This is a genomic window from bacterium (genome assembly GCA_020444065.1).
GTDB lineage: Bacteria > Sumerlaeota > Sumerlaeia > SLMS01 > JAHLLQ01 > JAHLLQ01.
On record JAHLLQ010000007.1, the window covers coordinates 154531 to 169633 of the forward strand.

The 15103-nt window shown below is 59.7% G+C and carries 9 protein-coding genes; 6 read left to right on the top strand and 3 right to left on the bottom strand.

Annotated features, from left to right (window positions below; all coding sequences use genetic code 11):
* Positions 1-79: 79 nt before the first annotated feature.
* The 3 genes from KQI84_16405 to KQI84_16415 all read left to right on the top strand — a co-directional run bounded on the left by KQI84_16405 (position 80) and on the right by KQI84_16415 (position 8792).
* Complete coding sequence (locus KQI84_16405) at positions 80-1357, top strand: hypothetical protein (GenBank protein ID MCB2156458.1); 1278 nt, start codon at positions 80-82, stop codon at positions 1355-1357.
* Between the two features lie 54 nt (positions 1358-1411).
* Positions 1412-4393, top strand: coding sequence for a hypothetical protein (locus KQI84_16410; protein MCB2156459.1), 2982 nt, complete (start codon positions 1412-1414; stop codon positions 4391-4393).
* 262 nt (positions 4394-4655) lie between these two features.
* Positions 4656-8792 (top strand): choice-of-anchor D domain-containing protein, encoded by a 4137-nt coding sequence (locus KQI84_16415; GenBank protein ID MCB2156460.1) that lies wholly within the window; start codon positions 4656-4658, stop codon positions 8790-8792.
* Positions 8793-8801: 9 nt separating this feature from the next.
* On the opposite strand, the gene KQI84_16420 is transcribed toward KQI84_16415, so the two are convergent.
* The gene (locus KQI84_16420; protein MCB2156461.1) at positions 8802-9203 is read right to left on the bottom strand and encodes a YaaA family protein; all 402 of its coding nucleotides are present in this window, start codon (positions 9201-9203) and stop codon (positions 8802-8804) included.
* A gap of 97 nt (positions 9204-9300) precedes the next feature.
* Here KQI84_16420 and KQI84_16425 point away from each other — a divergent pair, with 97 nt between their 5' ends.
* The 3 genes from KQI84_16425 to treS all read left to right on the top strand — a co-directional run bounded on the left by KQI84_16425 (position 9301) and on the right by treS (position 13242).
* Positions 9301-10743: a DEAD/DEAH box helicase gene (locus KQI84_16425; protein ID MCB2156462.1), complete on the top strand. Its 1443-nt coding sequence runs from the start codon at positions 9301-9303 to the stop codon at positions 10741-10743.
* A gap of 81 nt (positions 10744-10824) precedes the next feature.
* On the top strand, positions 10825-11481 hold the full coding sequence (locus KQI84_16430) for a hypothetical protein (GenBank protein MCB2156463.1): 657 nt from the start codon (positions 10825-10827) through the stop codon (positions 11479-11481).
* Positions 11482-11610: 129 nt separating this feature from the next.
* Positions 11611-13242, top strand: coding sequence for a maltose alpha-D-glucosyltransferase (treS, locus tag KQI84_16435; GenBank protein MCB2156464.1), 1632 nt, complete (start codon positions 11611-11613; stop codon positions 13240-13242).
* A 52-nt stretch (positions 13243-13294) separates the two neighbouring features.
* Here the strand turns inward: treS and KQI84_16440 are convergent, their stop codons facing one another.
* Together KQI84_16440 and KQI84_16445 are read right to left on the bottom strand one after the other, a co-directional pair.
* On the bottom strand, positions 13295-13918 hold the full coding sequence (locus KQI84_16440) for a hypothetical protein (GenBank protein ID MCB2156465.1): 624 nt from the start codon (positions 13916-13918) through the stop codon (positions 13295-13297).
* 13 nt (positions 13919-13931) lie between these two features.
* Entirely contained in the window at positions 13932-15008 is a 1077-nt protein-coding gene (locus tag KQI84_16445) for a right-handed parallel beta-helix repeat-containing protein (protein MCB2156466.1), read from the bottom strand.
* Positions 15009-15103 lie beyond the last annotated feature (95 nt).

Consider the following 15103-nt stretch of genomic DNA (forward strand, 5'->3'; position numbering starts at 1 on the left):
AACTGCGTTCTCGTATCTGAGACACTCTTTCCTCATGGGTCGCCCTGAAGGTTTCACACTGCCTCCGGAGGCGAAAAGCATGGCAAGAAAATGGGATCATCTCTCTAAGGCCGTCGCATCGACGGCACTCCTGGCACTCCTCGGTGTAAGCAGCGCGAGTGCGGATATCGACCTCACGCTCGATTTCGCGCCGGGCTCCAGTGCTGCGGACCTCCAGGTCCCGAACAACCAGTTCACCGTTCGTCTTTCGGCGACCGGCACCGACCTGGGAACGTATCCGATCATCGCGTATGATCTGCGGCTGGATTTCGATCCGGCCCAAGTCGATCTCGTCGACGCCATCCAGGCGAATGGCGCGAACCCCGACTTCCCCTTCGACCCCGATATTAATACCTCCCCCACTCTCGCTATTCCCGACTACTTCAACGGCTACAACCGACATGTGAGTGCCTGGGACGAGGCCGGCACGATTTCCGATGGGATCAGTCCGGTCCCCAGCACATACGCGCTGGTTGACTTGGTCTTCCAGACCTCGCCGTCCCCCACGGGCACGTTCGATATCACGCTCGGCCCGAACTCGCGCGAGAACAAGGACCCGAACCCTGTGCTCATGATGCAGGATGGTCCCGACACCCCCCTCGAGATCATGGATGATGGTTCGGGCGATTTGGTCTACACAGTGAATTACAACAGCCTGACCGGCTTGGTCGGCATGGACGACTTCGATGGCGACGGCGTTGCTGATGCCTTAGCGACCGAAGTTCTGGCCAATGACCCGGGCGCCGGCAACACCAACGGTTACCTGACTGACAGCGATGGCGACGGCGTGAGTGACGCGATCGAGCTGAACTACGACATGACATTCGCCAACGCCTGGAACTACTCCTACGACGCCGGCACGGATCTGGATCCGCGCGACAACGATACGGACAACGACGGCTGGCTCGACGGCCTGGAGATCCTGTATCCTGGTACGTTCCCGAATGGTCCGCTTGTTGCCGATAACGGCCTGACCGATGCGGATGGCGATGGTGTGCCGGTTGGTTTGGATCCCGATGACAGCACGAACGACACGGACCTTGATGGTCGTCATGATGCGTACGAACTGGCCCAGGGTTACGATGCTGATAACATCAACGACTTCCCGCCGCTGGGCGAGATCAATGGTAGTGCCCCGACAAACAACCTCGACGGTTTCATTCTCTACTACTATGCTGTGGGGAACATCCCCTTCACCAACGTTGAAGCCCACATCATGGATGCCGACATCAATCTAGACGGCACGATCAACAACCTGGACGGCTTCATCCTTTATTATTGGGCCGTTGGCAATATCGCAGTGATTCCGACCCTGTGACCGGATGATTGACCACTTACTCTCGAGGATGAAAAAGAAGGGATAAGAAAGACGATGCGCAAACTCACGACCTCTCTCTTGCTCGTGTTCTTCGGTCTCTTGCCGCTGGCAGCGTTGGGGCAGGCGACTGTGTACACGACAAATGTGCAGGGCGACCCCTACGCCGCGAGTGGTAACTACACGGTCGACATCGCCGTGAAGGATAACGCGCAAGGCAACGTGGCGTCTTACTCGCTGCGAATCTATTACGATCCGACCTCGACCGAACCGACGGCGATTGCGGATGTGGATCTGGGCGGGACTGCCCCGATATTCGGCAACGGTGGTGCGGCTCAGACCGACGCTACTGGGACCTACAAGTCTGTCAACACCTTGGGCAACATCGGTGGCACAAGCCAGAATCTGACGCTGTGCCGGATCACGTTTACGAACACGGCCTCTGTGGCGCCTTCCTATGGAGTCTTCGTTACCCAGGATGGGTCGAACGTTCCGCTGATCAACACGTCGTTCACGCCGATTACGGTCGGCGTATACGATGATACGGAAACGAATCCGTTCCCGACGGCCACGGCGACACCGACGGACACGCCGAGTCCAACTCCATCCGAGACTCCAACGGCCACGCCGTCTGACACACCGACGGCTACCCCGTCTGCGACGCCGACGGACACTCCGAGCCCGACTCCGTCCGACACGCCGTCTCCGACGCCCTCGGACACTCCGACTGAGACTCCGACGGATACTCCGTCCCCGACTCCGTCCGATACGCCGACGGCAACTCCGTCCGACACACCGTCTCCGACGCCCTCGGACACTCCGACTGAGACTCCGACGGATACTCCGTCTCCGACTCCGTCCGATACGCCGACGGCAACGCCGTCTGACACACCGTCTCCGACGCCTTCGGATACTCCGTCCCCGACGCCTTCGGATACGCCAACGGCGACGCCGAGCCCGACTCCGGGGACGGGTGCAGTGGTCTACACGACGAACGTTGTGGGCGACCCGTATGCCGCGAGTGGTAACTACACGGTGGACATCGCCGTGAAGGATAACACGCAAGGCAACGTGGCGTCTTACGCGCTGCGAGTCTATTACGATCCGACCTCGACCGAACCGACGGCGATTGCGGATGTGGATCTGGGCGGGACTGCGCCGATATTCGGCAACGGTGGTGCGGCTCAGACCGACGCCACTGGGACCTACAAGTCTGTCAACACCTTGGGCAACATCGGTGGGACAAGCCAGAATCTGACGCTGTGCCGGATCACGTTTACGAACACGGCGTCTGTGGCGGTCTCCCACGGAGTCTTCCTCACCCAGGATGGGTCGAACGTTCCGCTGATCAATACGTCGTTCGCGCCGATTACGATCGGCGCCTACGATGATACGGAGACGAATCCGTTCCCGGGTGCGGCGACGCCGACTGCGACTCCGACGGATACGCCGACGGCGACTCCGACGGATACGCCGACTGCAACGCCGACCGAGACGCCGACTGTGACGCCGACGGATACCCCGACGACGCCGACGCCGACTCCAACGGATACGCCGACGGAAACGCCGACGCCGACTCCGACGGATACGCCGACGACGGCTACGCCGACCCCGACAGATACCCCGACTGCGACACCGACGCCGACGGATACTCCGACGACGCCGACCGCGACTCCGACGGAAACCCCGACGGCAACGCCGACTCCGACGGATACGCCGACGACTCCGACGCCGACGAGCACGCCAACGGTGACTCCGACGCCAACGGATACGCCGACCACTCCGACTCCGACGAGTACGCCGACTGCGACGCCGACTCCGACGGATACTCCGACGACGCCGACTGCTACGCCGACGCCTACGGATACGCCGACGACTCCGACGCCGACGACAACTCCGACGCCGACGGCGACTCCGCCGCCCACGGATACTCCGACGCCGACGCCTACGGCGACGCCGGTGGAGTACACGTTCGTGCCTGGCACGGAAGGGTGGACGGATCACAGCTTCATGAGCTTCACGCCACCTGTGTTCGGCAATACGCCGGGTACGCCGGGTACGCTGGATATGACGGCGACGACGAACACGCAACAGGTGGGTATCTGGGAATCGCCTGCGTTCGAGTTGGTGCCGAGTGGCGGTACGCCTTCGCGGCCTGACGTGGTGGCCCTGATGGTTCAGGGGACGCCGAACGGTTCGCAGGTGTACGCCGCGACCTATCGCGTGATGACGGACGAGACGGACCTGACGCTTGTGCCGCAGATCCGCGTTCGTACGACGGCGGAGAACAGCCAGCAGGCTGAGGTGCTCTCGATCGAGTCGCACGCCGATGGCGCGTTCTCGCCGACGCCCGCGGGCAACGACTACACGTTGATGTTCCGTCCGCCGGCCACGAGCCCGATCTTCCGGTTCGAGTTCGACTTGCTGAACTTCTATCCGCAGGATTCGGCTTCGGCGACGGTGATGCTGGATAATGTGATCGTGGTGCCGGTGGACAGCAGCTTCATGACCGGTGCGACGTCCGAGATGGTCTACGACTTCGTCGGCGACCAGGACGGCTGGGATCACTATACGTTCAACGGTCTGTTCGACGAGCCGACGTTCGCGTACGATTCGGCGAACTCTCGCCTGGGCATCACGGTGGAGAACACGCCGGGCTTCCAGTTCGGCTTCTGGGGCTCGACGATCGATCCTGCGAACAACGTGGATATCGTTGCCGGCCGCCTATACTGGGCCGAGTACAGCATTGGTACGAACATCGTGACGGCGGACGAAGTGCCTGAGTTCCGTCTGCGTCTGAACGAGTCGCTGTTCCGTGTGAGCCAGTACACGAACGTTGCTTCGACGGGCTCTGCGCTGAACGTTCCGACGCCGGGTTCGCCGATGGACTACGTGGTGTTCTTCCCGCCGAACATGGGCGTGGGCCGCGACCTTCTGTGCTCGTTCGACCTGCTTGCGGATCCGTCGATCCAGACGCTGGACATCGGCGGTTCGATCTACGTCGAACGTGTCGAGGTCTTCTCTGCACCGGCTCCGTAACGGACCGACAAACCCTCAATCACAACGCCACGGGGCGGCTCCAACCAGAGCCGCCCCGTTCTTTTTGGGCTTCGTGCTCAACGTGGCATGGATGGGGCTTAAGCAATCGCGATATCATAGAGGTGTCTGTTTTCATCCTCCGACGAGCCTCCGTAAGTTGGGCTCGCCGGGGTGGTGGCGGCTTTGTGTTTGAGGACCAGGGGCGAGGAGGCTTTTGGGGCGACGGAGAGGGGCCATTCCCAGGATTGAGGAAGGTCCTCTCATGACAAACGTTTCGACACGATACTCCCGAGTGCTTGCTGCTCTGTGTGCAGTAGTCCTTGGCGCTGCGACGTCGTTTGCTCAGGTGCATGTTGCGCCGGGCGGCGTGGACTCCGGCGATGGACGGGATCCGGGCGCGCCGGTGGGGACGATCGCGTATGCGCTGACGCAGGCGAGCGACGGCGAGGAGATTCGCCTGGCGGAAGGTACTTACAACGAACAAGGCCTTCTACTGACGCAGTCGCAGATGATCACTGGCGGCTGGTTGTCGGATTTCTCGGGGCTGAACTCTCCGGTGGATCCGGCGAATACGGTCGTGCAGGGAGACGGCTCGGATCGCATCATCCGTCTCACGATCACTTCGTCCGGGCGCCTGACGACGCTCGACGGATTCACGATCACGGGCGGCGATGCTTCAACTCCCGACCATGGCACCGGCTTCGGCGGGGGTGTGTACGCGCCTGGTTCGGGCAAACTTGTTCTGAACAATATGACGTTCGATGGGAATGCGGGTCGCACAACGAAGGATCCGAATTCATTCGACGATGCACTCGGGCACGGCGGCGCGGTTTACTCCGACGGTTCGTTGGTGATCTCGAATTCGATGTTCTCGAATAACGTGGGGAATTCCGGCGGCGATTTCTTCAATGATTCGGGCGTGGGCGGCGCGGTCTATTATGGCTACAGCGGTTCGGGTTTGACTGAGTTCCTCATCGCAGACACGACGTTCGATTCCAATATCGGGCACAACTCGGACTCGACCAGCGATCTTGCCACGGCTACGAGTTACGGCGGCGCCGTTGCGATCTTCCCTGGATCGGTTTCACGAGCCGATGACCGCGGCGGACTCACCACGCCGACATTGACATTTCAGAACGTCGATTTCCTGGATAATTCCAGCCGGGGCTTCGACGCGGATGAAGGCAATTCGTATGGCGGCGGCTTGTACATCGATCTCTCGTCCTTCAATGGGCCGATCGACGTCAAGATCAGCGACTCGAGATTTCTGCGGAACTACGCCAGCAATGCCTTCACCGGCTTCGTCATTATCGGAGGATTTGCAACCGGCGGAGGAGCTGCTTTCATAACGAATGCCCAGACACGAGTTCTGATTGAAGATACAGAGTTCGATTCGAATGTCGCGGATGAACGACAGGGTCTTAGTATCGCCAGCGGCGGCGGCTTTTACGCAAAAGGCCCAAGTACTGGCATGAGGTCGCACGTTGATGAACCCCGTTTGCCGGTGATCGTCTTGAATCGGACTACGATCTGCAACAACCGCGCGGGTAATAGCAACGAGCAGGCGGGCGGCGGCGGATTCCACGTGGATCACGTGACGGCGATTCTGCACGATTCGAAGTTCTGCCGGAATCAGAATCGTTCGGAGGCTCCCTTCAATGCTTCCGGCGACGATGGACGCCATGTGCTCGCGGTAAGCAGTCAGTTGCTGGTGGAGAATACTTGCTTCAGCAATGCCCTCAAGTACGACGATTCGCCTCCTCCCCCACGAGGTGGTCCTCCTGTTCTGGGGTGGGATGTTTATCTGTCGGGCAATGGAGAAACGTCTGAGTTCCGCTATTGCACGTTCGCCGAGGCCCTTCAGCGTGACCAGGAGGCGCTGTACGTTGACGATGGGACGGACGTGATCGTCGACAGCAGCATCTTCTCGGGATTCACGGTTCCGATTCAAACGGTCGGGTCGGGTCAGGCGCTGGTTCGTTACACAGTCTACGATTCTGCCGATCTTGGCGCTGGGACGATTGCAGATGGCGGTTCCAACCTTGCAATCCCGCCTGGCAGCGATATTTTCCGCGACTTGCCCAATGACGATCTTCACTTGATTGCGAATGCTCCGGCGATTGGCGCGGGAAATCCCGCGAATGCTCCCGAGAAGGATGCCGATGGCGACCTGCGCGATGCGCAGCCGGATGCAGGTTGCGACGAGTACGTTGTTGTCCCCGAACCGATGATCGAGGTGACAGAGTTCAGTAGCGGCAATCCCGTGACGCACAACAGCACGGTGGATCTTGGGAAGACGCCGCTGAACGGGCCGAATATTCGTGTCTCTTTCAATATCAAGAACACGGGGACGGGGACTCTGTCGGTTTCTTCCATTTCAATCACCGGCGATCTGGGGTTGATTTCCACCGCTCCGTTCCAGTTGGCTCCGGAGGAGTCCAAGACATTCGACGTCGGGCACCCTTCGAATCCGACCGGCGTGTACAACGGCCAGGTGACGATTGTCAGCGATGCGGTGAATAACACCGAGTTCATTTTCAATGCCACGGCCGAGGTGACGGAGCCGGAGATCGCACTGTTCGAGGGCGATCGCGAGTTCGAGAACAACGATCCGCTCTCGAGTGTTTTCATGGATGCGGATCTGAACGGGACGCCGACGGAGAAGACGTACACGATCAAGAACCTCGGCACGGGGACGCTGAATATCAGCCAGCTCGCCGTTTCGTTGCCGTACACGTTCCTGAGCGGCACGCCGTCGTCGGTTGCGCCAATGTCGGAGGAGCAATTCACGGTTCGCCTGCCAACGGATGTGGCGGGGCGGTACGATGGGACGCTGGAGATCACGAGCGACGATCAGGACGAGGGGCTGTTCGTGATCAAGATCACGGGCCGCGTGATCGCACCGGAGATGTACGTGGAGGTCGATAATCAGCCGATCCAATCGGGCGATACCGTGGACTTCGGCGCGGCAGCTTATGCTTCTGAATTCCCGACCAAGACGGTGACGATCGGCAACACGGGGAATACGACTTTGGAACTCGACGGAGAGACAAGTCCGACGATCCCCGATGTGCCAATTGCTATTCTGGCTGCCGAGGTTCCGCCGGGAGAAGAGACGTCGTTTACGCTGAAGCTGAAGACCGCGGAACCGGGCGCGAAGGAAGGTACGGTCCGCATCTTCAGCAACGATCCGGAGGACAATCCTTTCGAGATCAAGGTGACGGGAACGATCGGCGATCTTCCGAATGAACCGGAGTACGACTTCGGCGATGCAATCGACCCGACGTTCCCGACGTTGCTAGCTTCGGATGGTGCGCGGCACAAGAAGAAGACCACTGGTCCGAATCCGAAGATCGGTGCCAACGCGACGGACTACGAGTTCGACGGTCGGCCGGGAAATCTGGCACTTGGCGATGACTCTGGGGCGCCGATCAGACGCGGAAGTACTTCGGACGATGAGGACTCGATCACGCCGAATTTCGTCGGTCAGGATTGTTACGCGGGACAGATTCTGCTCGATCGCGATGCGATGAACACGTTCCACGTTGTCGTCGGTGGATCCGCAGGCTTCCTGTATTTCTGGCTGGATCTGAACGGCGACGGCGATTGGGATGATGCCGGCGAGCAGTTGGTGAAGCAGAAACCGGTCAATGTGGGCGACAACGTTGCGATTCCGATTCCGATCGGCGCGAACTTCCCAAGAAACCGCGAGATGTTTGGACGCTTGCGGATCAGCACGGACCTCATTGCACTGAAGCCGACTGGCGCAGCCGTGGATGGCGAGGTGGAAGATTACCTGTTCCGGACTGTGGATCGCCGTTTCCTGGCCATCGACACGACGGACGATAAGCGCGACTACAAGACGACGTTCCAGTTCCGCGTGACGAACATCGTCGATAACCTGACGCGTGGCGTTTCGGATGTGCTCGTGACGACGGAGTTCTTTGTCTTCCGGCCGGGTTCAACGGCTTCCGCGGGGCCTCTCACGTACTTCAATCTGACCGGATCGCCGCAGGGCTATTCGACGTCCACAATGCAATGGACGATTCCAGCGATCGCGGATCTCGGCGAGGCATTCGGAATCTTCGATTGGGAACTTCAGCAAGGTTTCCAGGGTCAGAATCTGGCGTTGCGCATCGAGGTGGTTTCTGAGATCGAGTGCAACGGTATCTCGGATGAAGTCCCCGGGAACAACAAGTCGAACTGGTCGATCTTCTTGTTGTTCGGCGACTTCGCCGACCGGCAGCAGATCATTCGTAAGCTGCTGGAGATTCAAACCGGCATGCGAGGCGCCGTCGCGCACGATCCGATGGATCCCAACGAGGACGCTGTCGTTGATGTGGCGGATCTGATCTGGGCGGTCGGTGCGGAGGAATCAGCCGGCGCGGGCATTCCGTAGACAACCCACCTACGAGCAATCAAGGGCCGGCGGTGGAGGCTGTAACAGCTCCACGCCGGCCCTTTTGCATGCCCTGGCGATCGAATCCCGATACGGGACGCCGCCGGGATCGCCGTCCGGGCCGGGGGCGAAGTACAGCACCTTCTCGGGATCGAGTTCGGCGAGTTGTTTCGCGAGGAGTTCGACCATCGCCGGCACTTCGGTCGGTTCCAGGCGCTTATCGTAGTAGGGGAGAGAGTCTTCGGCGCGCAGGAGGCCAAACATGCCGGAAAAGATGCGGAACTCGGCGCCTGCCCTGGCGGCATGCTGATGCACGGCGCGGATCCGACGGCTGAGATAGCGTTCGAGGGCGGGAATGTCGCCGGGGGCGTCGCTTTTCTCGCGGCAGCAGGGTGTAATGTAGAGGATCATCCTGGGCATTCTCCGGCGAAGGGCTTGCCATCGCGGCCCCGGGCGCGCATAGGTGGGGGCGAATTGACGAAGGATCACCTGACCGCAAAGAGACACAATGACCGATAACGAGAGCAAGGAACTGGCGCCCGCGCAACTGGAAGACCTGCCGGAGGACATTCGCAACGCCGTGGTGCGCGCCGGATGGAAGGGTTTGATGCCCGTCCAGGAGCGAGCGATCCCATATATGCTGGAGCGCCGCGACCTGATGGTTCAATCGCGGACGGGCAGCGGCAAGACCGGCGCGTTCGTGTTGCCGATTCTCCACCAGATCGATTCGACATCGAAGAGCTGCCAAGCGTTGATCCTGGTGCCGACGCGCGAGCTGGCACTGCAGGTGAGCACCGAGGCGACGAAGCTGTCCGGCGATTCGGGCGTGCGCGTCGTGGCCGTGTATGGAGGCGTTGCTTACGGGCCGCAGATCGATGGCTTCAAGGCCGGCGCGCACATCGTGGTCGGCACGCCGGGACGTGTTCTGGACCACCTGCTGAAGGGCGCGTTGTCGTTGAACGGGCTGGATTTCCTGATCTTCGATGAAGCCGATCGGATGCTTTCGATGGGCTTCTATCCGGACATGAAGAAGGTGCAGCGGTATCTGCCGGATCGCGCGTTGTGCAGCACGATGTTCTCGGCGACTTTCCCGCCCAGCGTGGTTCGCCTGGCGCACGATTTCCTGTACGAGCCGGAGACGTTGAGCCTGAGCGCGGACCACGTTCACGTGACGGATACGACGCACGTGTACCACGTAGTCGGTGCGATGGATAAGGATCGTGCCCTGGTACGCGTCATCGAGATCGAGAATCCGGACTCGGCGATCATTTTCTGTAACCGCAAGGACGAAGTACACTATGTGGCGACGGTGCTTAAGCGCTTCGGGTACGACGCCGAGGAGTTGAGCGCGGACCTTTCGCAGAATGCCCGCGAGCGGGTTCTGGGACGGTTGAGGGCGGGTTCGTTGCGGTTTCTGGTGGCGACGGATGTGGCGGCGCGCGGGATCGACATTCCGGAGCTGTCGCACGTGATCCAGTACTCGCCGCCGGAAGATCCGGAGGCTTACATCCACCGGGCTGGGCGCACGGGACGGGCGGGCGCGACGGGCGAGGCGATCACGTTCGCGGCAGGGCTGGAGAAGGCGGAGCTGGGCAAGATCGCGAGGCGCTTCAAGATCGATATGGAGGAGCGCGAGCTTCCGACCGATGAAGATGTCGAGCGGGTAGTCTCGGAGCGTCTGACGGCGTTGCTGGAGGCCAAGAGGCGCGATCGTGACAAGCTGCGGGTGGAGCGGATGCAGCGATTCATGCGCCTGGCGAAGGAGCTGGCGGAAAACGACGATGAGCGCGAGTTGCTGGCGATGTTGCTGGACGACATGTACCAGGATTCGCTGCACGCGCCGCCGGCCGGGGCCGTGGCCGTGCCGGAAGAAAGCCCTGCGAAGAGTCAATCCGGCGATAAGGGCGGCGCAAAGCCCCGCAAACGCCGCAAGCGCCCGCCGCGGAATTAGACAGAAATCGACAGCCTTTGATGTTGCCCCCTGTTCAAACAGGGTCCTGAATCGGACCATTCAACTGAACAGGGGGAGATCATGGATACAGCGAGCGGAAATCCCGCCAAGATTCTATCCTTCGGAGCTGCTGCAGGGGCTCTCGGCGCGATCGCATGGGCAGGCCTGATCTATGTCGGCGCAGAGACGGCGATACTTGCGTGGGTCATTGGTGGCGCTGTAGGAATCGGTGTCTTGGCGGGTGGGGGCCGGGGCACGAATTGGGCACTCGTGGCCGCTGCTCTGACGGTTCTATCGATCTGCGCCGGCAAGGTGGCTGGGATTGAATTTCTGTACACTGAGTACATCAACAAGGAGATCGCTCCGCAGATCACGATCGAGGTGTACAATGAGCTCGTGACAGACGCGCGTGACTACGTGGCTCTGGAATCTGACGATCAGTTGCCGGATTTCATGATCAGTCACGGATACTGGGACGCGGAGGATCCCAGCGAGGTTCCGCAGATCTTGATAGAAGACTTCAAGGACAACAGGGCCCCGGCCCTGAAGGAGTTCAATGCGAATCCCCCCACCTTCGAGCAATGGAAAGCTGAGCGGCTCGATCGCGTTTCCGCATACATCCACGAGGAGAATTCGAAGTTCGATATGCTGAAGAGCACGCTAGGATTGTTTGATATCATTTTCTTTGCCCTTGGGATCCTGACAGCTTTCAAAATGGTCGCCCGCAACTCGAACTGACTTCGATCCACATCCAGCCCCATCCGGCCCCGGTCTTGCGGGGACACCTGGAGACTTGCGTCCGGCCTCCGCGGCGCGTAAGACTCTCCATGGCTGGCGAGATCACGCAGGGAAAGGGCTCCCCGACGGATGAATGACTGGTACAAGGATGCGGTTTTTTACGAGGTCTTCGTGCGTTCGTTCATGGACGGCAACGAGGATGGGATCGGCGATTTCATCGGGCTGAGGGAGCGGCTCGACTACATCAAAGAACTCGGCGTGACTTGTATCTGGCTGCTGCCGATGTATCCGTCCCCGCTGCGGGACGATGGATACGATATCGCGGATTACTACGCGATCCACAACGACTACGGAACGATGGAGGACTTCGAGTTATTCCTGCAGGCGGCGCACGCGCGAGGCATTCGCGTGATCGCGGACCTGGTTGTGAATCACACCAGCAGCGAGCATCCTTGGTTCAAGGCCGGCGCGGCAGACCCGGATTCGCCGTATCGCGACTATTACGTTTGGAGCGAGCGGCCCGACAAGTATCTGGATGCGCGGATTATTTTCTGTGACACGGAGACGTCGAACTGGACGTATCATCCGGAGGCAGACGCGTATTACTGGCATCGGTTCTTCGGTCACCAGCCGGATCTGAATTTCGACAACCCGGCAGTTCAGCAGGAGATGCTGAACATCTGCGATTTCTGGCTGAAGAAGGGGCTGGATGGGTTCCGCGTAGATGCCGTGCCGTATTTGTTCGAGCGCGAGGGGACGAATTGCGAAAACTTGCCGGAGACGCACGAGTTTCTGCGAAAGCTGCGCGCGTTCTGCGACCAGCATCATCCGCACGCGTTGCTTCTGGCCGAGGCGAATCAGTGGCCACAGGATGTGGCGGAGTACCTCGGCGACGGCGACGAATTCCACATGGCGTTCAACTTCCCGATCATGCCTCGGATCTTCATGGCGCTGCGCCAGGAGAATCGTCGGCCGATTGAGAACATCATCAACTTGCTACCGAAGATTCCCGATTCCTGCCAGTGGGCAATGTTCCTGCGCAATCACGACGAATTGACGCTCGAGATGGTAACGGACGAAGAGCGCGACTATATGTATAACGCGTACGCGAAGGAAGCACGGATGCGAATCAATGTTGGTATTCGGCGTCGGCTGTTTCCGCTGATGGAGAAGAATCGGCGTGCGATCGAGTTGATGCACAGCCTGTTGCTGACACTGCCGGGGAGTCCGATTCTGTACTACGGCGATGAGATCGGAATGGGCGACAACATTTACATCGGCGATCGCTCGGGCGTTCGCACGCCGATGCAGTGGACCGGCGATCGGAATGCGGGATTCTCAAAGGCCGATCCAAGTCGGCTTGCGCTACCGCTGATTCTCGATCCGGGGTACAGCTATCAGGGTGTGAATGTGGAAGAATCTGAGCGCAGTCCGTCGTCGTTCCTGAACTGGCTGCGGATGGTGCTGGATATTCGCAAGCACAACCCCGTGTTCGGCCGGGGAGACATCGAGTTCCTTCACCCGGACAACGAGCATGTGGTCGCGTATCTGCGTCGCTACAAAGAGGATGTGCTGCTGGTCGTCAACAATCTGTCGCGGTTCTCGCAATTCGTGGAGATCGACCTGCGGCAGTTCGCGGGTTACGTTCCCGTGGATCTGTTCGGGATGATTCGATTCCCGGCGATCGGCGAGTTGTCCTATCTGGTGACGCTGGGACCGCACGGGTTCTATTGGTTCCGCCTGATCCCGCCGATCGATTAAGTGCAAGCGAGCCGCCGGTGCGTTCTGCACTGCGACGGCTCGCCGTTTTCCCTTACAGTGGCGCGACAATCACGTCGGCGGCATCGACGACGCCATCGGCATTGTAGTCCGCTGCGAATCGATACGGCGTGTTCGCCATCACCATCATCGAGACTTCGGTCTTTGTGGGGAACTCGGACATGTCGGTGGAGATGACGGCGCTTGCCTGGGAAAGCGGCAACCATCCGATGTTGGCACCCCAGGCGTAGCCTTCGAGTTCGCCGGTGACGAGGTTGACGCGTGGCCGATTGGCCGGGGAGGCCGAGTAGAAGGCCAGCCAGCCGGCGTTGGCTGACCAGGCAAAACCATTCAGGTAGGCGACGTGCGGCGAAGACGAGGGATCCACAGAAACGTTCACGCCGAAATCATCCGCGGCCGCGTTCGAGTAGGAGTGCCCATTCGTCGGTGACCCGTCGCCCAGGTTGATCCAACCGATGTTAGCGGAGTAGATGTAGCCGCTGGCGTAATGGGATGTAATGACGGCGCCATCGGTGCCATCTCCGGCTCGCCAATCGATCCAACCAACGTTCGCTCCCCAACTGTAGCGATCGGTTGTGTCGATTGTCGAATTGGCCGATGCAATCGCGACGGCGATCAGGATGGCTGTGGCCACAATAAGAGGCTTCGTTGCTTTCATCAAGCGCTCCTTCTCAGTCGACCAAATTGGCAGTCGGGCTGGTGGCGGTTGCAACGGATTGCTCCGGGCCCACCAGGTTTCCCGTCTTGCCGGAGATATTGGTCGTCGTATTGTCTGTCAGGATATTGCTGAAGACTTGTTCTTCCTGGTTACTGAAGAGGGCAATTCCCGTGTCATTGCCCGTGAGAAGATTCTGGGTGACGACGTTGTTCCCGCATCGTACTTGAATACCGGCGTCTGTATTCCCCGTGCAGTTGTTGTCGCGCACGATCGCCGTGCCACAGAGGTTGATGCCGTTTCCCCCGTTGTTTCGAGAGAGGCAGCCTTCGATGAGCGTATGACCACCAGCGGCCTGATAGATTCCATCGCTTCCATTCTGCTGGATGATGCAGTCGCGGACGATGGTGTGCGTGTCGATACGGATTCCAGTGAACAGTGCATGGTTCGCCATGCTGTCTTCGATGATCGAGGAGCCGAGGGACTTGATGCACGTCCCGGAAGTGTCGTTTCCAAACACCCGGCAGTCGCGGATGTAACTGAAGTACCCTACACTCAGGGAGATTGTACCGTTCGAATCCAGGATCACGTTCTCGACTCGGGACCGTGAGCCCAAGTTGATCCCGCCGCCGGGCCACTCCGACACTTCACCATTGAAGACGGTAAGCGTTGAAGCCCCGGCGCCACTGATACCGAACAAGCTCGTGGGCGTGCCGACCATTCTGTAGCCGCGCAGATCGATGATGACGTTGTTAACAGAGATCGAAATTCCATTCTTGGATTCCTCACCGGCCAGGTCCTGCCCCAGGTAGTAGTATCCGGGTGATGCGATGATGAAGGTCGAGTCTTCATCGCCGGGCGTGTTCTGGCTGTTCAATTCCGTTCCGGGTCGCGCGGTCGCCTCGATGAGCGTTTCCAGATCGTCGACCGATGATTGCACTTTACCGATGGAAGAGTCGATCTCGTCGAGCGACTTCATCGTTGGCGCAGGAGTCCCTGGCGGTGTCAGGGATCCTTGCGCGGAAACCAGTATCGGAAGGGACAGTGCCAGACCTACAAGCGCTACGATTAAGTGAGAGCGAAGCTTCTTCAAAGAGAACCTCCTTTGCCAGGCAGGCAAGGTGCAGAATTTGGCTAAATACCAGAGTTGTTGCCATTCTGCAAAGTGTTGCTCGACTTGATGCGATC